The 22,387-nt window shown below is 68.7% G+C and carries 20 protein-coding genes; 11 read left to right on the plus strand and 9 right to left on the minus strand.

Features of this window, described 5'->3' with window-relative positions; genetic code table 11:
* Positions 1-153: 153 nt before the first annotated feature.
* From ACWDZ6_RS13800 to ACWDZ6_RS13815, 4 genes are all read right to left on the minus strand, one after another.
* Entirely contained in the window at positions 154-1,080 is a 927-nt protein-coding gene (locus tag ACWDZ6_RS13800) for an amino acid ABC transporter permease (RefSeq protein ID WP_451502994.1), read from the minus strand.
* The gene (locus tag ACWDZ6_RS13805; RefSeq protein WP_389182111.1) at positions 1,077-1,742 is read right to left on the minus strand and encodes an amino acid ABC transporter permease; all 666 of its coding nucleotides are present in this window, start codon (positions 1,740-1,742) and stop codon (positions 1,077-1,079) included. Before ACWDZ6_RS13805 ends, ACWDZ6_RS13800 begins: the two co-directional genes overlap by 4 nt.
* A gap of 77 nt (positions 1,743-1,819) precedes the next feature.
* On the minus strand, positions 1,820-2,662 hold the full coding sequence (locus ACWDZ6_RS13810; protein WP_451502995.1) for a glutamate ABC transporter substrate-binding protein: 843 nt from the start codon (positions 2,660-2,662) through the stop codon (positions 1,820-1,822).
* A gap of 48 nt (positions 2,663-2,710) precedes the next feature.
* Positions 2,711-3,496: an amino acid ABC transporter ATP-binding protein gene (locus ACWDZ6_RS13815; RefSeq protein WP_326653027.1), complete on the minus strand. Its 786-nt coding sequence runs from the start codon at positions 3,494-3,496 to the stop codon at positions 2,711-2,713.
* Positions 3,497-3,746: 250 nt separating this feature from the next.
* Here ACWDZ6_RS13815 and ACWDZ6_RS13820 point away from each other — a divergent pair, with 250 nt between their 5' ends.
* The gene (locus tag ACWDZ6_RS13820) at positions 3,747-4,454 is read left to right on the plus strand and encodes a response regulator transcription factor (protein ID WP_326653028.1); all 708 of its coding nucleotides are present in this window, start codon (positions 3,747-3,749) and stop codon (positions 4,452-4,454) included.
* Positions 4,455-4,469: 15 nt separating this feature from the next.
* Positions 4,470-5,861, plus strand: coding sequence for a sensor histidine kinase (locus ACWDZ6_RS13825; RefSeq protein WP_366730245.1), 1,392 nt, complete (start codon positions 4,470-4,472; stop codon positions 5,859-5,861).
* Positions 5,862-5,979: 118 nt separating this feature from the next.
* On the opposite strand, the gene ACWDZ6_RS13830 is transcribed toward ACWDZ6_RS13825, so the two are convergent.
* Entirely contained in the window at positions 5,980-6,978 is a 999-nt protein-coding gene (locus tag ACWDZ6_RS13830; protein ID WP_326653030.1) for a TAXI family TRAP transporter solute-binding subunit, read from the minus strand.
* A 99-nt stretch (positions 6,979-7,077) separates the two neighbouring features.
* Here ACWDZ6_RS13830 and miaB point away from each other — a divergent pair, with 99 nt between their 5' ends.
* Positions 7,078-8,568 (plus strand): tRNA (N6-isopentenyl adenosine(37)-C2)-methylthiotransferase MiaB, encoded by a 1,491-nt coding sequence (gene miaB, locus ACWDZ6_RS13835; protein ID WP_451502996.1) that lies wholly within the window; start codon positions 7,078-7,080, stop codon positions 8,566-8,568.
* Positions 8,569-8,698: 130 nt separating this feature from the next.
* Positions 8,699-9,406, plus strand: a complete 708-nt coding sequence (locus tag ACWDZ6_RS13840) for a class III extradiol dioxygenase subunit B-like domain-containing protein (protein ID WP_451502997.1) — start codon at positions 8,699-8,701, stop codon at positions 9,404-9,406.
* A gap of 59 nt (positions 9,407-9,465) precedes the next feature.
* Here the strand turns inward: ACWDZ6_RS13840 and ACWDZ6_RS13845 are convergent, their stop codons facing one another.
* Complete coding sequence (locus tag ACWDZ6_RS13845) at positions 9,466-9,702, minus strand: antitoxin (protein ID WP_326653033.1); 237 nt, start codon at positions 9,700-9,702, stop codon at positions 9,466-9,468.
* 34 nt (positions 9,703-9,736) lie between these two features.
* Positions 9,737-10,012 (minus strand): hypothetical protein, encoded by a 276-nt coding sequence (locus tag ACWDZ6_RS13850; RefSeq protein ID WP_451502998.1) that lies wholly within the window; start codon positions 10,010-10,012, stop codon positions 9,737-9,739.
* A gap of 182 nt (positions 10,013-10,194) precedes the next feature.
* Between ACWDZ6_RS13850 and miaA the strand changes: the two genes are divergently transcribed.
* The 6 genes from miaA to hflX all read left to right on the plus strand — a co-directional run bounded on the left by miaA (position 10,195) and on the right by hflX (position 18,006).
* Entirely contained in the window at positions 10,195-11,133 is a 939-nt protein-coding gene (miaA, locus tag ACWDZ6_RS13855; protein WP_451502999.1) for a tRNA (adenosine(37)-N6)-dimethylallyltransferase MiaA, read from the plus strand.
* A gap of 99 nt (positions 11,134-11,232) precedes the next feature.
* Positions 11,233-11,679 carry a hypothetical protein gene (locus tag ACWDZ6_RS13860; RefSeq protein WP_451503000.1) on the plus strand — a complete coding sequence of 149 codons (447 nt, stop codon included), beginning with the start codon at positions 11,233-11,235 and terminating at the stop codon, positions 11,677-11,679.
* A 24-nt stretch (positions 11,680-11,703) separates the two neighbouring features.
* The gene (gene dapF, locus ACWDZ6_RS13865; RefSeq protein WP_451503001.1) at positions 11,704-12,603 is read left to right on the plus strand and encodes a diaminopimelate epimerase; all 900 of its coding nucleotides are present in this window, start codon (positions 11,704-11,706) and stop codon (positions 12,601-12,603) included.
* A 140-nt stretch (positions 12,604-12,743) separates the two neighbouring features.
* Entirely contained in the window at positions 12,744-14,831 is a 2,088-nt protein-coding gene (locus tag ACWDZ6_RS13870; RefSeq protein WP_451503002.1) for a RelA/SpoT family protein, read from the plus strand.
* Between the two features lie 65 nt (positions 14,832-14,896).
* Positions 14,897-16,351 carry a M1 family metallopeptidase gene (locus tag ACWDZ6_RS13875; RefSeq protein ID WP_451503003.1) on the plus strand — a complete coding sequence of 485 codons (1,455 nt, stop codon included), beginning with the start codon at positions 14,897-14,899 and terminating at the stop codon, positions 16,349-16,351.
* A gap of 164 nt (positions 16,352-16,515) precedes the next feature.
* Positions 16,516-18,006 carry a GTPase HflX gene (gene hflX, locus ACWDZ6_RS13880; RefSeq protein ID WP_366730255.1) on the plus strand — a complete coding sequence of 497 codons (1,491 nt, stop codon included), beginning with the start codon at positions 16,516-16,518 and terminating at the stop codon, positions 18,004-18,006.
* Between the two features lie 89 nt (positions 18,007-18,095).
* Here hflX and ACWDZ6_RS13885 read toward each other — a convergent pair whose 3' ends face one another.
* Positions 18,096-19,265, minus strand: coding sequence for a trypsin-like serine peptidase (locus tag ACWDZ6_RS13885; RefSeq protein ID WP_451503004.1), 1,170 nt, complete (start codon positions 19,263-19,265; stop codon positions 18,096-18,098).
* Positions 19,266-19,526: 261 nt separating this feature from the next.
* Entirely contained in the window at positions 19,527-20,702 is a 1,176-nt protein-coding gene (locus tag ACWDZ6_RS13890; protein WP_451503005.1) for a trypsin-like serine peptidase, read from the minus strand.
* 300 nt (positions 20,703-21,002) lie between these two features.
* Here ACWDZ6_RS13890 and ACWDZ6_RS13895 point away from each other — a divergent pair, with 300 nt between their 5' ends.
* Positions 21,003-22,379: a diaminobutyrate--2-oxoglutarate transaminase family protein gene (locus ACWDZ6_RS13895; protein ID WP_451503006.1), complete on the plus strand. Its 1,377-nt coding sequence runs from the start codon at positions 21,003-21,005 to the stop codon at positions 22,377-22,379.
* Positions 22,380-22,387: the final 8 nt, after the last annotated feature.

A 22,387-nucleotide genomic window follows, 5' to 3' on the forward strand; every position in this document is an offset into this window, starting at 1 on the left:
TCCTCGGGCCCGAAGGGTCGTGCGGGACGGTGCGGTGGGAGCCCGGTACGCGATCACAGAACGTATGCAACCCACTGCGGGTTCCCTCGTCAAGTGACAGGGGCGGCGACGCAACCGCGCCGCCGCCCCCGTGGAGCCTGTGGATCCGTACCGTCAGATGCCGCCGCCTCCGGCGCCGGACTTGAAGTCACCCGACACCGAGATCGGGGCGGTGCCTCCGGCCGCCTCGACGCTTCCGGGGCCCAGTACCGCACCTGTGCTCTTCTTGCCGCGCCGTAGCCGTCCCTCCAGCCAGCTCGCGAACGAGGTGAGCGTGAAGTTCAACGCGATGTAGATCACGGCGATGACGGTGAAGCAGGCGATGGTGTTCGCGCCGTAGTTCGCACTCATCGGCCGGACCGACGCCAGCAGTTCGGAGAAGGTGAGGACCGCGCCGCCGAGGGCGGTGTCCTTCACGATGACGACGATCTGGCTGACGATCGCGGGGAGCATGGCCGTCACGGACTGCGGCAGCAGCACATGGCGCATGGTCTGGCCCTTGCGCATGCCGATCGCCTTGGCCGCGTCGGTCTGACCCCGCGGGAGGGACAGGATCCCGGCTCGTACGATCTCGGCCAGCACCGAGGCGTTGTAGAGAACAAGTCCCGTGACCACGGCGTACAGCGGACGCATTTCGCTGCTGATGTCGGTGTACTCGGAGTACGCCTCGTTCGCGGTGATCATCAGGATGAGTACCGGGATGGCGCGGAAGAACTCCACGACGGCGCCGGACGGAATCCGCACCCACCGGTGGTCGGAGAGCCGGCCGATGCCGAAGAGCGCTCCGAGCGGCAGCGCGATCACCAGGGCGAGGCTCGCCGCCTTCAGGGTCTCCTGAAGCCCCGGCCAGAGGTACGTCTCCCACGGCTGGGAACTCGTGAAGAAGGGCTCCCACTTGATCCAGTCGAGCTGGTGCTTGGCGTTGAGGCTGTCGTACACCCACCACGCCACGGCCGCGAGAACGACCAGGAACAGCACCGTGTAGAGAATGTTGCGCTGCTTGGCGCGGGGCCCCTGCGCGTCATACAGGACGGAAGTCATCGCTTCACCGCCACCTTCTTGCTCACCCAGCCGAGGATCAGGCCGGTCGGGAGGGTCAGGCAGATGAATCCGAACGCGAAGACAGCGGAGATCAGCAGGAGTTGGGCCTCCGCCTCGATCATGGTCTTCATCAGGTTCGCGGCCTCGACCACGCCGATCGCGGCGGCGACGGTGGTGTTCTTGGTCAGCGCGATCAGCACATTGGCCAGCGGATTGACGACCGACCGGAAGGCCTGCGGGAGGATGACGAGCCGCAGTACCTGGGAGAAGCTCAGACCGAGGGCGCGTGCGGCCTCTGCCTGGCCGACGGGCACCGTGTTGATGCCGGACCGCAGCGCCTCGCACACGAAGGCGGCGGTGTAGAGAGTCAGGCCGAGCACCGCGAGCCTGAAGTTGACGTCCTTGAAGTCTTCGGCGCCGAGGCTGACGCCGAGTGTCTGGAACAGGCCCAGCGACGTGAAGACGATGATGATGGTCAGGGGTATGTTACGGACAACGTTCACATAGGCGGTACCGAAACCGCGCATCAGGGGGACCGGGCTGACCCGCATGCCGGCCAGCAGCGTTCCCCATATCAGGGAACCGAGGCCGGAGTAGACGGCGAGTTTCACCGTCACCCAGAAGGCCCCCAGTAGGTCGTAACCTTCAAGAAAGTCGAACACGATCTCCCGCGCTTCCGCCTGTGGGAGGGCTCGGCGCGCCGCCCTCAGTGGCGGCGCGCCTCGTCAGCCCTGCTGCACTACTTGACGATGTTGCCGATCTTCGGGGCGGGCTCGTTCTTGTAGCCGGCCGGACCGAAGTTGGCCTTCACGGCCTTTTCCCAGGAGCCGTCCGAGACCATCTTGGTCAGCGCGGCGTCGATCTTCTTCTTGAGGTCGGCGTCGCCCTTCTTCAGGCCGATGCCGTAGTTCTCGTTGCTCATCTTGAAGCCGGCCAGCTTGAACTTGCCCTGGAACTCCTTCTTCGAGGCGTAGCCGGCCAGGATGGAGTCGTCGGTGGTGAGCGCGTCAACGGCCTTGTTCTCCAGGCCGGTGAGGCACTCGGAGTAGCCGCCGTACTCCTGCAGGTCTGCCTTCGGCGCGAGCTTCTCCTTGACGTTCGTCGCGGAGGTCGAGCCGGTGACCGAGCAGAGCTTCTTGTTGTTCAGGTCCGCGGGGGACTTGATCGAGCTCTCGTCGGCGCGGACCAGGATGTCCTGGTGGGCCAGCAGGTACGGGCCGGCGAAGTCGACCTTCGCCAGGCGCTTGTCATTGATCGAGTAGGAAGCGGCGATGAACTTGACGTCCCCGCGCTCGATCGCCGTCTCGCGGTCGGCGCTCTTCGTCTCCTTGAAGGTGATGTCCTTGGCGTCGTAGCCAAGCTCCTTGGCGATGTACGTGGCGACGTCGACATCGAAGCCGGTGTACTTGCCGTCGGGCGTCTTCAGGCCGATGCCCGGCTGGTCGATCTTGATGCCGATCGTGATCTTCTTGCCGCCCCCGCCGGCCGAGTCGCCGTCCTTGTCGTTGGAGCCACAGGCGGTGGCGCTCAGAGCGAGTGCGAGCACAGCGGCCGAAGCAGCGGTGACCTTGCGAAGCATCATGGTCTTCCCTCGTGTTGACGTGATGTGGGTGATCAGCAGGTCCGGAACTCAGTGGTGCAGGATCTTCGACAGGAAGTCCTTGGCGCGGTCACTGCGCGGGTTGCTGAAGAAGTTGTCGGGCGTGGCCTCTTCGACGATCTTGCCGTCGGCCATGAACACGACCCGGTTGGCGGCCGAGCGCGCGAAGCCCATCTCATGGGTGACGACGACCATCGTCATGCCGTCCCTGGCGAGCTGCTGCATGACCTCCAGCACCTCATTGATCATCTCGGGGTCGAGTGCAGAGGTCGGCTCGTCGAAGAGCATCACTTTGGGATCCATCGCCAACGCGCGTGCGATGGCGACGCGTTGCTGCTGACCACCGGAGAGCTGGGACGGGTACTTGTCGGCCTGCGTGGCCACGCCGACCCGGTCGAGCAGGGCGCGGGCCTTGTCCTCGGCAGCCTTCTTGCTCATCTTGCGGACCTTGAGCTGGCCCAGCATCACGTTCTCGAGCACCGTCTTGTGCGCGAAGAGGTTGAACGACTGGAAGACCATCCCGACGTCGGCACGCAGCCTGGCTAGCTCCTTGCCCTCATCCGGCAGCGGCTTGCCGTCGATCGAGATCGCGCCAGAGTCGATCGTCTCCAAGCGGTTGATCGTGCGGCACAGCGTGGACTTCCCGGACCCGGAGGGCCCGATGACGACCACGACCTCGCCACGGGCGATGGTCAGGTCGATGTCCTGGAGCACATGCAGCGCGCCGAAGTGCTTGTTGACGTTGCTCAGCACGACCAGGTCGCCCGCGGTGGGCACAGCGTCCTCGGCGCCCTTGGTCACTGAAACTCCGCTCATCGGCTTCTTGCTCCGTCCTCCTCGGTTGGCAGGACCCTATTCACCTAGTGCGACCAGCGTCATTACATCTGAGCGGAAATTGAGCATAACGATCCGGCTGCAACCGGACACTATGCGTGAAGAGGGAGGTGGTCGGCGTACCGGGTGGGTAACGGAAACCCCGGTGTCCCGGGGTGCCCCTTGACTCCTCGGGCGACAATCGTCCTTGATGCCCAGGTACATCGGACGACCGCACGACCGAAGGGGGGCCATGAGACTGCTGCTCGTCGAGGACGACGACCATGTCGCCGCCGCCCTCTCCGCCGTGCTCGCGCGGCACGGCTTTGAAGTGGTGCACGCTCGCAACGGCGAGGAGGCGCTGCGCGCCGTGCTGCCCGCGACGCATCCGCACAAGCCGCCCTTCGGGGTCGTACTGCTGGATCTCGGGCTGCCCGACCAGGACGGCTACCAGGTCTGCGGCAAGATCAGGAAGCTCACTTCGACCCCTGTGATCATGGTGACCGCGCGGGCCGACGTCCGCTCCCGGATACACGGGCTCAACCTTGGGGCCGACGACTACGTCGTCAAGCCGTACGACACCGGTGAGCTGCTCGCGCGCATCCACGCCGTCAGCCGGCGCACCGCGCCCGGAGACGAGGCCGGTGCGGCCGCCGCCGATCACGCGCTGCGGCTCGGCCCGGTCACCATCGAACTGCCCACCCGTCGCGTCAGTGTCGACGGTGAGACGGTGCAGCTGACCCGCAAGGAGTTCGACCTGCTGGCGCTGCTCGCGCAGCGGCCCGGCGTCGTCTTCCGCCGGGAGCAGATCATCAGCGAGGTGTGGCGGACCAGTTGGGAAGGGACCGGCCGTACGCTCGAGGTGCATGTGGCGTCCCTGCGCTCCAAGCTCCGCATGCCCGCCCTGATCGAGACCGTGCGCGGCGTCGGCTACCGGCTCGTTGCCCCCGTCGGCGCGTAAGGCCCGTAACCCCCTGTGCGTACTCGACTTCTTCCGCTGCTCATCGTCCTCATGGCGGGCGTGCTGCTCGCGCTCGGCTTCCCGCTCGCCGTGAGCGTCGCCGCCGCACAGCAGCAGCGGGTCGTCGTCGACCGGATCGACGACACGGTGCGCTTCGCGGCGCTCGCGCAGTTCGTCACCGAACGCTCGGGTGTGGACGAGCGGCGCTCCACGCTCCAGGAGCAGCTCGACCGCTTCCACGACACGTACGGCATCAGGGCGGGCGTCTTCTACCGCGACGGCGAGGCCATGGCGCGCGCCCCCGAGACCTGGTCCGTGCCGTCGAGTGGCCAGGGCCGCGAGGCGTTCGAAGAAGCGCTCTCGGGGCGGCGCAGCCAGGACCCGCCCCAGGTCTGGCCGTGGCAGCAGGGCGGCCGACTTGTCGTCGCCTCACCGGTCGTCCGGGACGGGGACGTCATGGCCGTCGTATTCACCGATTCCCCCACCGGCCAGCTGCGTTCACGCGTACTGCAGGGCTGGCTGGTGATCGTGGCCGGGGAGTGCGCGGCGATGCTGCTGGCCGTCGGCGCCGCCTTCCGCCTCACGGGCTGGGTACTGCGGCCCGTACGCATCCTGGACGCGGCCACACACGACATCGCGACCGGGCAGATGAACTCACGTGTCGCGGCCGCGAGCGGGCCGCCGGAACTCCGGCGCCTGGCCCGCTCGTTCAACGAGATGGCCGACAACGTGGAAGAAGTCCTCGAACAGCAGCGGGCGTTTGTCGCCGACGCCTCCCACCAGCTGCGCAACCCGCTCGCCGCGCTGCTGCTCCGGATCGAACTCCTCGCACTCGAACTCCCCGAAGGCAACGAGGAGATCGCCTCGGTCCGCACCGAGGGCAAGCGCCTCGCCCAGGTCCTCGACGACCTGCTGGACCTGGCGCTGGCCGAACACGCCGCCGCGGATCTCCAGCTCACCGATATCGGCGAACTGGCCGCCGAGCGGGTCGCGGCCTGGCGCCCCCTGGCCGAGGAGAAGGGCGTCCGGCTGACCGAACACGGGGCCGCGGTCACCGCCTGGGCCGATCCGATCGCGCTGTCCAGCGCGCTGGACGCGGTGATCGACAACGCCCTGAAGTTCACACCGCCGGGAGAGGAGGTCACGCTCTCGGTCGCCTCCAACGGTGAGACCTCCACCGTCGTGATCACCGACGGCGGTCCGGGCCTGACCGACGAGGAGCTGGCCCGTATCGGTGACCGCTTCTGGCGCAGCGGCCACCACCAGAACGTCAAGGGCTCGGGTCTGGGCCTGTCCATCTCGCGAGCGCTGCTGGCGGCGGGCGGCGGCTCGATCGGGTACGCGCATCACGAGCCGCGCGGACTGCGGGTGACCGTCACCGTCCCGCGTACGTCTCCTACGGCCTGACCGAGCGGTGACGAGGGCCGGATCAACAGGGGACGAGGGCCTGGCCGAGTAGTGATGAGGCCTGATCGGTCAGGACCACGGCCTGACCAAGGGGTGATCGGGCCGCACCGAGCCAGGGCTACGGCTTGACCGAGCGGTAGTAGCGCTGGGCGCCTTCATGCAACGGCAGCGGATCCGTGTAGACCGCGGTCCGCAGATCCACCAGCTGGGCAGGGTGCACCGTATTGCCGATACGGTCCCGGCTGTTGATCACAGTACGGGTGAAGCCCTCGGTCATCGCAGGACCCATCCGGTCCGTGGTGACCAGCAGATTCGCCACCGCCACCGTCGGCACGGGCAGGCCGCTCTGCGCCTGAAGATAGGCGTCGGCGGGCATCACCGCGGAGCGGTAGTAGCTGGTCGCCTCGCCCGTGGCGTGCAGCTTCTCGATGAGATCGGCCTCAAGCGGGACCAGCCGGATCCGGAAGCGCTCGGACAGCTCCTCGACGGCCGCCGTCGGGAGCCCGCCCGACCAGAAGAAGGCATCGAGCTCGCCGGCTTCGAGCCGCCCCGGCACCGTGTCGATCCCGGCCGGGACCGGTGTGATGTCCCGGGTCGGATCGATTCCTGAGGCCCTCAGCAGCCGATCGGCGATCAGTCGCACACCCGACCCCTCCTGCCCCACGCCCACCCGCTTGTCGCGCAGATCGCGGGTCGACATCACCGGCGAGTCGCGCGGCACGATGAGCTGCACATAGTCGTCGTACAGCCGGGCACAGCCGCGCAGCCGCGCGGCGCCCGGCTTGCCGTCCCGCTTGTACTTGGCGACGGCGTCGGCCGTGGCGATGGTGAAATCCGCTTCGCCCGCGGCCACCCGCGCGAGATTCTGCTGCGAGCCCTCACTGGTCCGCAGATTTATCTCCACGTCCGGCAGGTCGTGGGCGAGCGCGTCCTTCAACAGCACGCCGTACCGCTGATAGACGCCGCTCTGCGAACCGGTGCTGAAGGTCAGCGTCCCGCGTGGCGTGGTCTGGCCGAAGGGCAGCAGCCACCACAGCAGCAGCCCGAACACCACCAGTGCGGCGGCCGACCCCTGCAGGGCACGGCGGCGGCTGATGCGGGAGAGGGCCGGGAACATGGCCGCGATCCTGCCAGCTCACTCCCTGTAATGGCCAGGCCCTCCCTCACGGAAGGGAGAGGCGGAGCGTCGGTACGACCCCGTACCCTGGTGGGCGCGATGAGTGCCAAAACCTACGAGGTGCGCACCTACGGGTGCCAGATGAACGTCCACGACTCCGAGCGGCTGTCGGGTCTGCTGGAGGACGCAGGCTATGTACGTGCGCCCGAGGGCGCCGACGGTGATGCCGATGTCGTCGTCTTCAACACCTGCGCGGTGCGGGAGAACGCCGACAACAAGCTGTACGGCAATCTCGGCCGGCTCGCGCCGATGAAGACCAAGCGGCCCGGGATGCAGATCGCGGTCGGCGGCTGCCTGGCCCAGAAGGACCGCGACACCATCGTGACCAGGGCGCCGTGGGTCGACGTGGTCTTCGGTACGCACAACATCGGCAAGCTGCCGGTGCTGCTGGAGCGCGCACGCATCCAGGAAGAGGCGCAGGTCGAGATCGCGGAGTCGCTCGAGGCCTTCCCCTCGACGCTGCCGACCCGCCGTGAGTCCGCGTACGCGGCGTGGGTCTCCATCTCGGTCGGCTGCAACAACACCTGCACCTTCTGTATCGTCCCGGCGCTGCGCGGCAAGGAGAAGGACCGCCGGCCCGGCGACATCCTGGCCGAGGTCGAGGCGCTCGTCGCCGAGGGCGTTTCCGAGATCACCCTGCTCGGCCAGAACGTCAACGCGTACGGCTCCGACATAGGAGACCGCGAGGCGTTCTCCAAGCTGCTGCGCGCCTGCGGAAAGATCGACGGTCTGGAGCGGGTCCGCTTCACCTCGCCGCACCCGCGTGACTTCACCGACGACGTGATCGCGGCGATGGCCGAAACCCCGAACGTCATGCCGCAGCTGCACATGCCGCTGCAGTCCGGTTCGGACACGATCCTGAAGGCGATGCGCCGCTCGTACCGGCAGGAGCGTTTCCTCGGAATCATCGAGAAGGTGCGCGCGGCCATTCCGCACGCCGCCATCTCCACCGACATCATCGTGGGCTTCCCCGGCGAGACCGAGGAGGACTTCGAGCAGACGATGCACACGGTGCGCGAGGCGCGCTTCGCGAACGCCTTCACCTTCCAGTACTCCAAGCGCCCCGGCACTCCGGCGGCGACCATGGAGGGCCAGATCTCCAAGGAAGTCGTCCAGGAGCGCTATCTGCGCCTGGTCGCCCTCCAGGAGGACATCTCCTGGGAGGAGAACAAAAGGCAGGTCGGCCGGACGCTGCAGGTCATGGTCGCCGAGGGCGAGGGCCGCAAGGACGGCGCTACCCACCGCCTCTCGGGGCGCGCTCCCGACAACCGCCTGGTGCACTTCACCAAGCCGGACGAGGACGTGCGTCCGGGCGATGTGGTGACGGTCGAGATCACCTATGCCGCGCCGCACCACCTGCTCGCCGAGGGCGCTGTGCACTCCGTACGTCCCACCCGCGCCGGCGATGCCTGGGCGAAGCGCAATGCCGCGGCGGCCGCGAAGCCGGCCGGCGTGATGCTGGGCCTGCCGAAGATCGGTGCACCGGAGCCGCTGCCGGCCGCTCAGGCGCCCGGGTGCGGCTGCGACTGACGGACCCCCGCCCGAAGACGACGGGCAGCTGGACAGAGCGACGGACAGCTGGACAGAGCGACGGACAGCTGGACGGAGCGACGGACAGCTGGACAGAGTGACGGGCGGAGCACGGACTAGGCTGCCGATCATGCTTGTCGCCGCAGCCGTCTGCCCCTGCCCGCCGCTGCTGGTCCCGGATGTCGCCGCCGGGGCCGCCCCGGAACTCGATGCCGCGCGGACCGCGTGTGCCGATGCTCTCGGTGTGCTCGCCGCGGCCCGGCCCGATCTGCTGGTCGTGCTCGGACCCGCCGAGCGGGACGGCCGCGGCCCGTACGCCGCGGGCGCGACCGGTTCCTTCCACGGGTTCGGTGTGGACCTCGAGGTACGGCTGGGAGCGGGCAAGGCCCAGGAACGGCCGTTGCCGCCCTCGCTGGCTGTCGGCGCGTGGCTGCTCACCCGCGTCCAGTGGGCGGACGGCCCGGTGGAAGGCCTCGGTGTCGGTGAGCTGCTCGCCGCTGAACGCTGCGAGGCCGTCGGACGGGAACTCGCCGCCCGGGCGGAGCGCGTCGCCCTGCTGGTGATGGGTGACGGCAGCGCCTGCCGCACGCTCAAGGCCCCCGGCTACCTCGACGAGCGGGCCGCGGACTTCGACGCACAGACCGCCCGTGCGCTGGGCGCCGCCGACGTCGGGGCGCTCAAGGCGCTGGACGAGTCACTGGCGTACGAACTCAAGGCGGCGGGCCGCGCTCCGTGGCAGGTGCTCGCGGGAGCCGCCGAGACCGCGGGACTGGCCGGGCAACTGCTGTACGAGGACGCCCCGTACGGCGTCGGCTACTTCGTCGCCGCCTGGTCGTAGCGGACGTACATCGGCGGGTGGCCGCGGAGCGATGGTTCCGCGGCCGCCCGCCGGTGATGTCAGGAAGCCGGCGGCGTCGTGCCGTCGTCCCTGTGGGAGATGCGGCCCAGGGCGTTCTTGGCTTTGCCGGTGCCAGTCTCGATCTTGCTGCTGTACTTGCCCTTGGTCTTTTGATCGACCGTCTTAGCGGCTCTTTCCAGACCGTGCTCGATCTTGCCCCCGTGCTGGTGCGCGAGGTCGGACATCTTCTCCTTGGCCGGGCCGAGCTTTGCCTTCAGCGTGTCCATGAGGCTCATGGGTCACCTTCCCTCGTGCTTCCCTCGCCAGGGACTACTTGCGGGCGCTCTCTCCGGCCTCGTTGTCCGCTGCCTCCTCGGCCGACTGCTGCTTCGGAATCTCCACCCCTTCGGCTGCCGTGGTCTCGGTGGCCTCGGCAACCTCGCCCGCTCCGGCTTCGGTGACCTCGGGCGCCGCGTCCTTCGACGCCTCGGACCCGGAATCGGCCTCGGCCGAGGGCTCGGCTGTCAGAGTGCTGACCGCTGCCTCCTCGGTTGACGCCTCGGCAGCCGTCTTGGACTTGCGACGAAATCGTGAAAAAACACCCATATTTACTCCATAGCCTACTCGTGTGGGCGAAGTTCCGTGCCGCCCGCGGCGTCTCATTGCGCCGCCCACGGGCACCGGCCCAAAAACCGGCGTTCGGAACCTCGTAACAGGCAACGAACCCGCCCCTGTGCCGTCACCTCGCTCGTTCGGGGACATCCCCACGGGTTTGCGAGACTGGGGCAGTGAGAAGTGCAGCTCCCGCACCGCGGGTCATCGCCATCGTCGGTCCTACAGCGGCCGGAAAGTCCGATCTGGGCGTTTTCCTGGCCCAGCGGTTGGGCGGTGAAGTCGTCAACGCCGACTCCATGCAGCTCTACCGAGGGATGGACATCGGTACCGCCAAGCTGACGCCCGACGAACGCGGTGGCGTCCCGCACCGGCTCCTGGACATCTGGGACGTCACCGAAGCCGCGAGCGTCGCCGAGTACCAGCGGCTGGCCAGGGCGGAGATCGACCGGCTGCTCGCCGAAGGCCGTACGCCCGTGCTCGTCGGCGGCTCCGGGCTCTACGTCCGAGGTGCCATCGACGCCCTCGAATTCCCCGGCACCGACCCGGAGATCCGTGCCCGGCTCGAGGGGGAGCTGACACAGCACGGCTCCGGCGCGCTGCACGCCCGGCTCGCCACCGCCGACCCGGAGGCAGGCAGCGCGATCCTGCCCAGCAACGGCCGCCGCATCGTCCGGGCGCTCGAGGTCATCGAGATCACCGGCAAGCCCTTCACCGCCAACCTGCCCGGCCATGACGCCGTGTACGACACCGTCCAGATCGGCGTCGACGTCGCACGCCCCGAACTCGACGAGCGCATCACGCTGCGCGTCGACCGGATGTGGGAGGCGGGTCTCGTCGACGAAGTCCGTGTACTGGAGGCGCAAGGTCTGCGCCAGGGGCGCACGGCCTCGCGTGCGCTCGGGTACCAGCAGGTGCTCACGGCGCTCGCGGGGGAGTGCACCGACCAGGAGGCGCGCGAGGAGACCGTGCGCGCCACGAAACGCTTCGCACGCCGCCAGGACTCCTGGTTCCGTCGAGACCCGCGGGTGCACTGGCTGAGCGGCGCCGCCCAGCACAGGGAGGAACTTCCGCATCAGGCGCTGACGTTGGTCGAACGAGCGGTCACAGCCTGATCACGTGATGGCATCGGGACGCTCTGCCAGCCATTTCGGCGCCCTGGAGCGTGCCATCATCGAGCATCGATCGACGTGAAGTCCGAGTTGGGAGGGCGCGTGGCGATGGAGGCCGGCCCTCGCGACACGGAGCAGGGAAGACGGGACGCAGCGGACAGCGCGTCACGTCTGAGTCCCGACGGGCCTGACGAGCAGGACGTGATCGCGGTCGAGGTCGAGGTCGAGCTGCGCCCGCAGCGCAGGCTGAGGATCTGGCAGCTCGCTCCCATCGTGATGCTCGCCGCGATCGGCTCCCTGATGTTCGCCTTCCCCCTCGCCTTCGGCACCGGCGACGGCGGAGCGGTCGTCGCCATGCTGGGACTGCTGATCAGCTGCTGCGCCGCCGGCTGGGGCGTGATGGCGGCCCGCCGCGTGGGCCACACCTGGCCCGGACTGCCGGCCCGTGGCTCCGGGGAGCGCCCCGACTGGCGGGTCATGGCCCTGTACGTCGGCGTGGGAGTGGCGATCGTCGCGCTCGCCGTCTGGCGCGTGGCACGCCTGCGCTGATGCCGGCCCGGCCGTCCTCGTACGATGGACGGCGTGAACACTCCGCACACCGCGCCGATCGCCTTCCTCAAGGGCCACGGGACCGAGAACGACTTCGTGATCGTCCCTGACCCGGACAACGGCATCGACCTGCCCGCATCAGCCGTCGCCAGGCTCTGCGACCGCCGGGCCGGCATCGGCGGTGACGGTCTGCTGCATGTCGTACGGTCCGCGGCTCACCCCGAGGCGCGTGCCATGGCGGACGAAGCCGAGTGGTTCATGGACTATCGCAATGCCGACGGTTCGATCGCCGAGATGTGCGGCAACGGCGTAAGGGTTTTTGCCCGCTACCTCGAGCGGGCGGGCCATGCCGAGGCGGGCGACCTGGCAGTCGCTACCCGCGGCGGCGTCAAGAAGGTCCACCTCGCAAAAGAGGGCGACGTCACGGTCTCCATGGGGCGCGCGCTGCTCCCCGAGGACGGCGTCACGGTCACTGTCGACGGCCGCAGCTGGCCCGCCCGGAACATCAACATGGGCAATCCGCACGCGGTGGCCTTCGTCGACGACCTGGACCACGCAGGGAATCTGTTCTCCGCACCGCCCTTCAGCCCGGCGTCGGTCTACCCGGACGGCGTGAACGTCGAGTTCGTCGTCGACCGCGGTGAGCGTCACGTCGCCATGCGCGTGCACGAGCGCGGCTCCGGCGAGACCCGCTCCTGCGGCACGGGGGCGTGCGCCGTCGCCGTCGCGGCCGCCCGCAGGGACGGCGCGGACCCCTCGGTCACCGGCGTCTCGGTCACCTACACCGTGGATCTTCCCGGCGGACGGGTGGTGATCACGGAGCGGCCGGACGGCGAGATCGAGATGACAGGCCCCGCCGTCATCGTCGCCGAGGGTTGCATCGAACCGGCCTTCCTGGCTGTGCCCGAAACCGTGATCGCATAGAGCTTCGCTCGAATGGGTGATCCGTTTCACGCTGAGCGAGAGCCGGACTCCGCCACGTGGTGGGCTCGGTAGCATCAAGCACCGGCACGGAGTGCACGCCTGCCCTTTCCACCGCCGGTCGAAGCTGCCGGAGGTGCCCCATGAGTGCAGAGGCCACCAACCCTGGTGCCCACAGCCGCAGGCGCGGCCGTCCCAGGATCGACCTCCGCAGGCTGGGCCGCGCCGCGCTCCTGGGGCCTGCCGCCCGGGACCGGCTGCCGGACGCGATCGGCCATGTCGCCGAGGCGCACCGCGCACACCATCCCGACGCCGACCTCGCCATCCTGCGCAAGGCGTACGTCCTGGCCGAGTCCTCCCACCGCGGACAGTTCCGCAAGAGCGGCGAGCCGTACATCACGCATCCGCTCGCCGTGACGCTGATCCTCGCCGAACTGGGCGCCGAGACCACGACATTGACCGCCTCACTCCTCCACGACACGGTCGAGGACACCGAGGTGACGCTCGATCAGGTGCGTTCCGAGTTCGGCGCCGAGGTCTGCTATCTGGTCGACGGCGTCACCAAACTGGAGAAGGTCGACTACGGCGCGGCCGCTGAACCCGAGACGTTCCGCAAGATGCTCGTCGCCACCGGCAACGACGTCCGCGTCATGTCGATCAAACTCGCCGACCGGCTGCACAACATGCGCACGCTCGGCGTCATGCGACCCGAGAAACAGGCTCGTATCGCCAAGGTCACCCGCGACGTCCTCATCCCCCTCGCCGAACGGCTCGGTGTACAGGCGCTCAAGACCGAGCTGGAGGACCTGGTCTTCGCGATCCTCCATCCCAAGGAGTACGAACGCACCCGCGCCCTCATCGCCGACAACGCCGGCGCGAGTGATGCCCTCTCCGCCACCGCGGAGGACTTCAAGGCGGTGCTGCGGGACGCCGGTATCCCCGCCGAAGTCCTCATCAGACCACGCCACTTCGTCTCCGTGCACCGCGCGCGGCGCAAGCGCGGCGAGATGCGCGGCACGGACTTCGGCCGGCTGCTGGTGCTCGTCGGCGAGGATGCCGACTGCTATGGCGTCCTGGGCGAGCTGCACACCTGTTTCACCCCGGTGATCTCCGAGTTCAAGGACTTCATCGCCGCCCCCAAGTTCAACCTGTACCAGTCGCTGCACACCGCCGTCGCGGGAACGGACGGCGCCGCCACCGAAGTCCTCATCCGTACGCACCAGATGCACAAGGTCGCCGAGGCCGGAGTGATCGCACTCGGCAACCCATACGTACCCCTGGAACCTGTCGAAGGGGCAGAACCGGCCGACGGCGAGCGCGCCGACCCCACCCGGCCCGGCTGGCTCTCCCGCCTCCTGGAGTGGCAGCAGTCCACCCCCGACCCCGACACTTTCTGGACCTCCCTGCGTGCCGATCTGGCACAGGACCGGGAGATCACCGTCTTCCGCGCCGACGGGGGCATGCTCGGACTGCCGGTCGGCGCGAGCTGCGTGGACGCCGCGTACGCGCAGTACGGCGAGGAGGCGCACGCCTGTATCGGCGCACGCGTCAACGGCCGCCTCGCGACGCTCAGTACGGTGCTGAGCGACGGCGACACTGTGCATCTGCTGCTCGCCCAGGACTCCGCTTCCGGCCCGTCGCCCGACTGGCTCGATCATGCCCGCACACCCGCCGCGCGCATCGCCATCACCGCCTGGCTCGAGGCGAATCCGGAGGGGACGAAGGTGCCCGCGGCCGCCCCCCGCCGGCCCGCCCCCGTGACCGCCGACCGGCGGGCGGCCGCGAACGCCGTCGTCGATCTGCCGGACGCGACGGTACGTCTCGCCGGCTGCTGTACGCCCGTACCGCCGGACGCCGTCACCGGCTTCGCGGTACGCGGCGGCGTCGTCACCGTCCACCGCGAGAAGTGCCCCGCCGTAGCCCGTATGAGAGCCCTGGACCGCGAGCCCATCGCGGTGAGCTGGGGCGATGCCGCCGAATGCCGGGTCACCCTGATCGCCGAGTCCTTTGGCCGCCCACGTCTGCTGGCGGATCTCACCGAGGCCATCGCGACCGAGGGCGCGGCCATCGTCTCGGCCACCGTCGAGCCGCCCAGCGAACAGCGCGTACGACACACGTACACCCTCCAACTCCCGGACGCCGCCGGGCTTCCCGCCCTGATGCGTGCCATGCGCGATGTGCCGGGGGTGTACGACGTGAGCCGCACCCAGCATCCGGCGGCCACCGCCTGAACTCGTTCGGGTGGCACGACGCGCGCCGCCACGGTCCGCGCCGGGCCCGCTGGTAGCCGTAGTGCATGCTGCACACCTCTCGGCGCCGCTTGCGTGCCACGCTGCTGGCCGCCGCATCGGCAAGCCTCGTCGCCGCGGCCCTGCCCCAGCCCGCACCGCTCGGCATCGGCGATCCGCTCTTTCCGCAGCTGGGCAATCCCGGCTATGACGTCATCGCCTACGACATCGCCCTCACCTATCGCGGTAGCAACAGCGAGCCGCTGGACGCCGTCACACGGATCGACGCACTGGCGACGCGGGACCTGAACCGCATCAATCTCGACTTCACGCACGGTACCGTCGGCGCGGTCGAAGTGAACGGCGAGTCCGCCGAGTTCGCGGTCGCCGGAGAGGACCTGGTCGTCACCCCGCCGGAAGCGGTCGAGAAGAGGTCACCGCTGCGGATCACCGTCCGCCACACCAGCGACCCGAGGGGACCCGCGGACGCCGGAGGCTGGGTGCGTACGAGAGACGGGCTCGCGATGGCGAACCAGGCCGACGCCGCACACCGGGTCTTCCCGTCCAACGACCACCCTGCCGACAAGGCGTACTTCACCTTCCGGGTCACCGCGCCCAGCGAGCTCACCGTGGTGGCCAACGGGGTGCGGATGGCAAAGGCAGGGTCCGGGTCCACCACCACATGGGCGTACCGGACCCGGCACCCCATGGCCACCGAGCTGGCCCAGGTGTCGATCGGCCGCTCGACCGTCGTCCACCGCCAGGGGCCGCTCGCTCTGTCCGTACGCGATGTGGTGCCGACCGCGGAGCGCACGAAGCTGGAGCCCTGGCTGAAGAAGACTCCGGAACACCTGGAGTGGATGGAGCGGCAGGTCGGCCGCTATCCCTTCGAGTCGTACGGGGTGCTCATCGCCGATGCCGACACCGGATTCGAGCTGGAGACGCAGACGCTCTCGCTCTTCGAGCTCTCGCTCTTCACCTCGGGCAGCTACCCCGAGTGGTACGTCGACTCGGTCATGGTGCATGAGCTGGCCCATCAGTGGTTCGGCAACAGCGTCTCGCCCCGCACCTGGTCCGATCTGTGGCTGAACGAGGGGCACGCCAGCTGGTACGAGGCGCTGTACGCCGACGAGAAGTCGCGGAAGTCCCTGGACCTGCGGATGCGTGAGGCGTACAAGCAGTCCGACGTCTGGCGTGCGGACGGCGGACCGCCGGCCGCACCCAAGCCGCCGGAGCCGGGGGAGAAGATCAGCCTCTTCCGCCCCGTGATGTACGGCGGCAGCGCACTGGTCCTGTACGCGCTGCGGCAGACGATCGGGAAGGACGCCTTCGGGCAGCTGGAGCGGGCCTGGGTGAGCGAGTACCGGGACCGGACGGCGACCACGGCCGATTTCGCGGCGCTGGCCTCGCGGACCGCGGGCCGCGACCTGTCGGCGTTCTTCCGGGGATGGCTGTACGGGAAGCGGACGCCGCCGATGCCGGGGCACGCGGACTGGCGCACCGAGGCCGTCGCAGACCGCTGAAACTGGGGTGACGGCCCCGGCAGCCCCGTGCGACCATCAACAGGTCGGCGACGTGGCCGGGGCCGGAACCCCCCTGGGGAATCATCCGGGGCCGTTACACGTTGTGACTGGTGTATCGGAGTTTCCGCCGGTACTTCATCGACTCCCATCGACGTAAGGATCCAATGACCTCCTCTTCATCCCCTTCCCAGGACGAGCAGAGCTTCGCGGACACGCGCACAGAGAGCCTTCGGGCTGACGCCCTGATGGAAGAGGACGTCGCCTGGAGCCACGAGATCGACGGAGAGCGGGACGGCGATCAGTTCGACCGCTCCGAGCGTGCCGCGCTGCGGCGCGTGGCGGGTCTCTCCACCGAGCTCGAGGACGTCACCGAGGTCGAGTACCGGCAGCTGCGTCTTGAGCGTGTGGTGCTGGTCGGCGTATGGACCACGGGGACGGTGCAGGACTCGGAGAATTCCCTCGCGGAGCTGGCGGCGCTCGCCGAGACGGCGGGCGCGCAAGTGCTCGACGGCGTCATTCAGCGCCGTGACAAGCCCGACCCGGCCACCTACATCGGCTCCGGCAAGGCGCAGGAGCTGCGAGACATCGTGCTCGAAACCGGCGCGGACACCGTCGTCTGCGACGGTGAGCTCAGCCCCGGCCAGCTGATTCACCTCGAAGACGTCGTCAAGGTCAAGGTGGTCGACCGCACTGCCCTGATCCTCGACATCTTCGCCCAGCACGCCAAGTCCCGAGAGGGCAAGGCGCAGGTCGCGCTGGCGCAGATGCAGTACATGCTGCCGAGGCTGCGCGGCTGGGGCCAGTCGCTGTCCCGGCAGATGGGTGGCGGCGGCGGTGGCGGCATGGCCACCCGTGGCCCCGGTGAGACCAAGATCGAGACGGACCGGCGTCGGATCCGCGAGAAGATGGCGAAGATGCGCCGGGAGATCGCGGAGATGAAGACGGGCCGCGAGATCAAGCGGCAGGAGCGCCGGCGCAACAAGGTGCCCTCGGTCGCGATCGCCGGCTACACCAACGCTGGCAAGTCGTCTCTGCTCAACCGCCTCACGGGCGCCGGAGTCCTGGTGGAGAACGCACTGTTCGCCACCCTGGACCCGACCGTCCGCAGGGCCGAGACGCCGAGTGGCCGGCTCTACACCCTGGCCGACACCGTCGGGTTCGTACGGCATCTGCCGCACCACCTCGTCGAGGCCTTCCGCTCCACCATGGAGGAGGTCGGGGACTCCGACCTGATCCTGCATGTGGTGGACGGATCGCACCCGGCGCCGGAGGAGCAGCTGGCCGCTGTGCGCGAGGTGATCCGTGATGTGGGCGCGACGGACGTGCCCGAGATCGTGGTGATCAACAAGGCGGATGCGGCCGATCCGCTCGTACTGCAGCGACTGCTGCGTATCGAGCGGCACGCGATCGCGGTGTCGGCGAGGACCGGCAGGGGCATCGACGAGCTGCTCGCGCTGATCGACGTCGAACTGCCGCGGCCCGAGGTCGAGATCGAGGTCCTCGTGCCGTACACCCAGGGCGGGCTGGTCTCGCGGGTGCATGCCGAGGGCGAGGTTCTCTCCGAGGAACACATCACGGAGGGCACGCTCCTCAAGGGGCGGGTGCATGAGGAGCTGGCCGCGGCGCTGGCGCCGTATGTGCCGGCGACTCGCTGATCGCGTACTGAACGGACAAGCCGGAAGGCCCGCCCCCTCATCGAGAGGGGGCGGGCCTTCCGGCTTGGTGTGTCCAGCGGCCGACAGGCTTACCGGCCCGCGAACTTGTCGCTCATGGTGGTGTAGATCTGCTTGGCACCCGCGCCCAGGCGCGGACCCGCCAGCCAGCCCGAAGTGACCGGGCCGATGGAGGTGTTGGAGACCAGCGCAAGCTTGCCGTTCGGCTGGTTGGCGAACCAGCCCCCGCCGGAGGAACCGCCGGTCATGGTGCAGCCGATCCGCCACATCGTCGGCGTACCGGGAGCGATCGAGAGACGGCCCGGACGGTCGACGCACTTGTGCATGATCGCGCCGTCGTACGGCGGAGCGGCCGGGTAGCCCCAGGCGCCCATCGCGCTGATGCTCTTGGCCTCGGGAGCGTCGAAGTCGACGTCGAGGGCGTTGCCCACCGTCTCCTCCAGCGACTTGGTGCCCTTCTCCGGCTTCACATGCATCACGGCGTAGTCGTACGGAGCACCCGTACCGCCGGTCGGGCCGCCCTCGGAGATCCACTGGCCCGAGGTCGAGACCCAGTCGGCCCAGTAGACGCCGTACGGGGCGATCTCCTGCGGCTGCGCGTTCTCCAGCGCTGCCGGGGACTTGCCCAGGTCGTTGTACGAGGGGGCGAAGGCGATGTTGCGGTACCAGCCGCCCGCCTGACCCGCGTGCACACAGTGGCCCGCGGTCCACACCATATTGGACTTGCCAGGGTTCTTGGGGTCCTTGACGACGGTGGCGGAGCACACCATCGAGCCTTCGGGCGAGTCGAAGAAGACCTTGCCGACCGGGGCGGCGTTCTCGTGGTACGGCTTCTTCTCCGCCTGGGCCCGGACCGGGCGCGGCTCCGGGTCGGTGACGTCCTGGTCACCGGAGATGTCGCCGGCCGCCAGCGTCTTCGCCGGGGCCTTCGCCGTGGTCATCCGCTGGGGCTTCCACAGCCCCTCGATCACCGGGTTGACGAAGTCCTTGGCCTCACGCAGCCACTTGTCCTTCTCCCAGTTCTTCCACTCGCCGTTCTTCCACTTGTCCAGGTCGACACCGTGCTCCTTGAGCTTGTCGGCCAGGTCCGCGGGAAGATCCGCGCCGCCCTTGTCGGCGGCGGGGCTGGACGCGGCGGGCTTGTCGGCCGCCGTGTCCTCGCCGGGACCACAGGCGGTGGCCGTCAGCGCGAGAGCTGCGGCAATGCCGGTGGCAGCCAGCAGCGGACGTATGGATCGCATGGAAACGATTCCCCCTGAAGTGCTTTTGGAAATGTGCCTATGTGCCATGAACGTGTCGTGCGTCAGCTGACGGCGTGGTGGTGCCGCCGTGCGCGTGAATTGCCATGAGCGTGTCACGCGAAAGGGCGGCCTTCCGGGGCCGCCCCTGCTTCGGCATCACTCTATGCCGGTGCGGAGTAGCGCAGTTGAGACGGGCTCCACCTGCACGGAGTCTCCATGACGAAGGGCAGGAGCCATTGACTCCTGCCCTTCGTGGACTGCTTACCGGCCCGCGAACTTCTTGCTGACCGAGTTGTAGACGCCCTTGGCCTCGTCACCCAGGCGCGGACCCGCCAGCCAGCCCGCCGTCACCGGGCCGATGGAGGTGTTGGACACCAGGGCGGGCTTGCCGTTCGGCTGGTTGGCCACCCAGCCCCCGCCGGAGGAACCGCCGGTCATGGTGCAGCCAATGCGGTACATCGTCGGGTTGTTGGCCTTGATGGACAGCCGGCCCGGCTTGTCGGAGCACTGGAAGAGCTTCTGGCCGTCGTACGGCGGCGCCGCCGGGTAGCCCTTGGCGGTCATGTTGTCGATCTTCGGCACAGCCGGGGCGTCGAAGTCGACCGGAAGCGCCGAACCGACCGTCTCCTCCAGCGACTTGCCCGTACCGCCCTTCTCGGGCGTGACGTGGATCACGGCGAAGTCGAACGGAGCACCCTGGCCGCCGGTCGCGGCGCCCTGGGAGATCCACTGTTCGGAGGTCTGGGCCCAGTCGCCCCACCACACGCCGTACGGAGCTATCTGCTCCTTGGGAGCCTTCTCCAGGTCGGCGGTGGGCTTGGCGCCGTCGTTGTACGACGGCACGAACGCGATGTTGCGGTACCAGCCGCCGTTCTTTCCGGCGTGCACACAGTGGCCCGCGGTCCACACCATGTTGGACTTGCCGGGGTGGGCCGGGTCCTTGACGACGGTCGCGGAGCAGACCATCGAACCTTCCGGGCCGTCGAAGAAGACCTTGCCGATCTCGGCGGCGTTGGAGTGGTACGGAGCCTTCACAGCCTGCGCGTTGACCGGCGCGGGCGTGGGGTCGGTGACACCTTCGTCGCCCGAGATGTCGTTGTCGACGGGCTTCTCCGGCGGCTTGTCGGCATCGCGCATCCGGTCCGGGTCCCAGAGGTCCTCGATGATCGGATTGACGAAGTCCTTGGCCTCACGCAGCCACTTGTCCTTGTCCCAGTTCTTCCACTCGCCGTTCTTCCACTTGTCCAGGTCGATCCCGCGCTCCTTGAGCCGGTCCTTGAGATCGTCCGGGATGGTGATTTTGCCGTCCGCGGACTGGCTTGCGGGCGTGCTCGGCTTCTCGCCCGCGTTGTCCTCACTCGGGCCGCAGGCGGTGGCAGCCAGCGCGAGTACAGCGGCGATGGAGGCCGATGCCAGCGTCGGGCGAATGGGTCGCATGTCGTGATCCCCCTGGGACTTCTTGACTCTGAACTGTCGAAACTTTGCGCAGCGTTACTCAGCCGGCAGCCGTACCCGGAGGCCGGCTGCGGCCCCCCACTATGCCGGTGCCGATGGGGACGGTTCGCAGCAGGTCTGCGGTTCCGTCACCCCAAGGATCTTCCGAATGCCCGTAATCCCAGGCTCCCGGCGTCGTTGGTACGTACGGGGCACTCAAGGTCAGCGTTCAGCCTGGGTGGGCGGCCCACAAACGCTGTACCGATGTGCAACGCAACTGTTACAGCTGGAGGACCAACAGCCGTGGCCGTGACCGAACCTGTTCCGGTGGCGCTGCCTGCCGCGCACGAGGGGATTCTGCGCCGACAGTCGCTCCGCGAATCTGCGGCCCGTACGTATGCACGCTCGCTGCCGATCGTTCCCGTACGGGCCCGGGGACTGACAATCGAGGGAGCGGACGGGCGCCGCTATCTCGACTGCCTTTCCGGGGCGGGTACTTTGGCGCTCGGGCACAACCATCCTGTGGTTCTCGAAGCGATCAGAAAGGTGATCGACTCAGGGGCACCACTGCATGTCCTCGACCTCGCCACACCGGTCAAGGACGCGTTCACCACCGAGCTGTTCGCCACGCTGCCACCGCAGTTCGCCGACGACGCACGGGTTCAGTTCTGCGGGCCTGCAGGGACCGATGCCGTCGAAGCCGCTCTCAAACTCGTCCGCACGGCGACCGGCCGCAGCGGCCTCCTTGCCTTCACCGGCGCCTACCACGGAATGACAGCCGGTGCGCTCGACGCCTCGGGTGGCGCCACCGACGTGCGCGTGACCCGGCTGCCCTTCCCGCAGAACTACCGCTGCCCCTTCGGGGTCGGCGGCGAACGCGGTGCCGAACTGGGGGCCCGCTGGACCGAGAACCTCCTCGACGATTCCAAGGGCGGAGTGCCCACGCCGGCCGGGATGATCCTGGAACCGGTGCAGGGTGAGGGCGGAGTGATCCCGGCCCCCGATGCCTGGATGCGCAGGATGCGGGAGATCACCACCGCTCGCTCCATTCCGCTGATCGCCGACGAGGTGCAGACGGGAGTCGGGCGCACCGGTGCCTTCTGGGCGGTCGAACACAGCGGTGTCGTGCCCGATGTGATGGTGCTCTCCAAAGCAATCGGCGGCTCCCTTCCGCTGGCTGTCATCGTCTACCGGTCCGCACTCGACGCCTGGCAGCCCGGCGCCCACGCAGGGACCTTCCGCGGCAACCAACTCGCCATGGCGGCGGGCGCGGCCACCCTCGCGTTCGTACGCGAGAACCGGCTCGCCGACCGAGCCGCGACCCTCGGTGCGCGCATGCTGGGACGGCTCCAGGGACTGGCCGCGGCCCACCCCTGTATCGGAGACGTACGCGGCCGGGGCCTCATGATCGGCGTCGAGCTGGTGGATCCGGACGCCGCCGCCCCCGACGCCCTGGTTCCGCCGACCGCCCCCGCACTCGCAGCCGCTGTCCAGCAGGAGTGCCTGAACCGCGGGCTCATCGTCGAACTCGGCGGACGGCACTCCGGTGTCGTACGACTGCTCCCTCCTCTCACTCTCACCGACGAACAGGCCGTGGCCGTCCTCGACCGCTTTGCCGACGCCCTGGCCGACGCCGAGCGTTCCATGCGACACCGCACCGACAACGGGCAGTTGTACTGACCCGGACA

The organism is Streptomyces sp. NPDC002926, from assembly GCF_053591755.1.

Coding starts and splice junctions, on each gene's coding strand:
- ACWDZ6_RS13875 (WP_451503003.1), top strand. CDS start 14,897: ATGCTGCACACCTCTCGGCGCCGCTTGCGTGCCACGCTGCTGGCCGCC.
- ACWDZ6_RS13870 (WP_451503002.1), top strand. CDS start 12,744: ATGAGTGCAGAGGCCACCAACCCTGGTGCCCACAGCCGCAGGCGCGGC.
- ACWDZ6_RS13830 (WP_326653030.1), bottom strand. CDS start 6,978: ATGTTCCCGGCCCTCTCCCGCATCAGCCGCCGCCGTGCCCTGCAGGGG.
- ACWDZ6_RS13800 (WP_451502994.1), bottom strand. CDS start 1,080: ATGACTTCCGTCCTGTATGACGCGCAGGGGCCCCGCGCCAAGCAGCGC.
- ACWDZ6_RS13840 (WP_451502997.1), top strand. CDS start 8,699: ATGCTTGTCGCCGCAGCCGTCTGCCCCTGCCCGCCGCTGCTGGTCCCG.
- ACWDZ6_RS13845 (WP_326653033.1), bottom strand. CDS start 9,702: ATGAGCCTCATGGACACGCTGAAGGCAAAGCTCGGCCCGGCCAAGGAG.
- ACWDZ6_RS13810 (WP_451502995.1), bottom strand. CDS start 2,662: ATGATGCTTCGCAAGGTCACCGCTGCTTCGGCCGCTGTGCTCGCACTC.
- ACWDZ6_RS13815 (WP_326653027.1), bottom strand. CDS start 3,496: ATGAGCGGAGTTTCAGTGACCAAGGGCGCCGAGGACGCTGTGCCCACC.
- dapF (WP_451503001.1), top strand. CDS start 11,704: ATGGACGGCGTGAACACTCCGCACACCGCGCCGATCGCCTTCCTCAAG.
- miaB (WP_451502996.1), top strand. CDS start 7,078: ATGAGTGCCAAAACCTACGAGGTGCGCACCTACGGGTGCCAGATGAAC.
- ACWDZ6_RS13885 (WP_451503004.1), bottom strand. CDS start 19,265: ATGCGATCCATACGTCCGCTGCTGGCTGCCACCGGCATTGCCGCAGCT.
- ACWDZ6_RS13850 (WP_451502998.1), bottom strand. CDS start 10,012: ATGGGTGTTTTTTCACGATTTCGTCGCAAGTCCAAGACGGCTGCCGAG.
- hflX (WP_366730255.1), top strand. CDS start 16,516: ATGACCTCCTCTTCATCCCCTTCCCAGGACGAGCAGAGCTTCGCGGAC.
- ACWDZ6_RS13890 (WP_451503005.1), bottom strand. CDS start 20,702: ATGCGACCCATTCGCCCGACGCTGGCATCGGCCTCCATCGCCGCTGTA.
- ACWDZ6_RS13820 (WP_326653028.1), top strand. CDS start 3,747: ATGAGACTGCTGCTCGTCGAGGACGACGACCATGTCGCCGCCGCCCTC.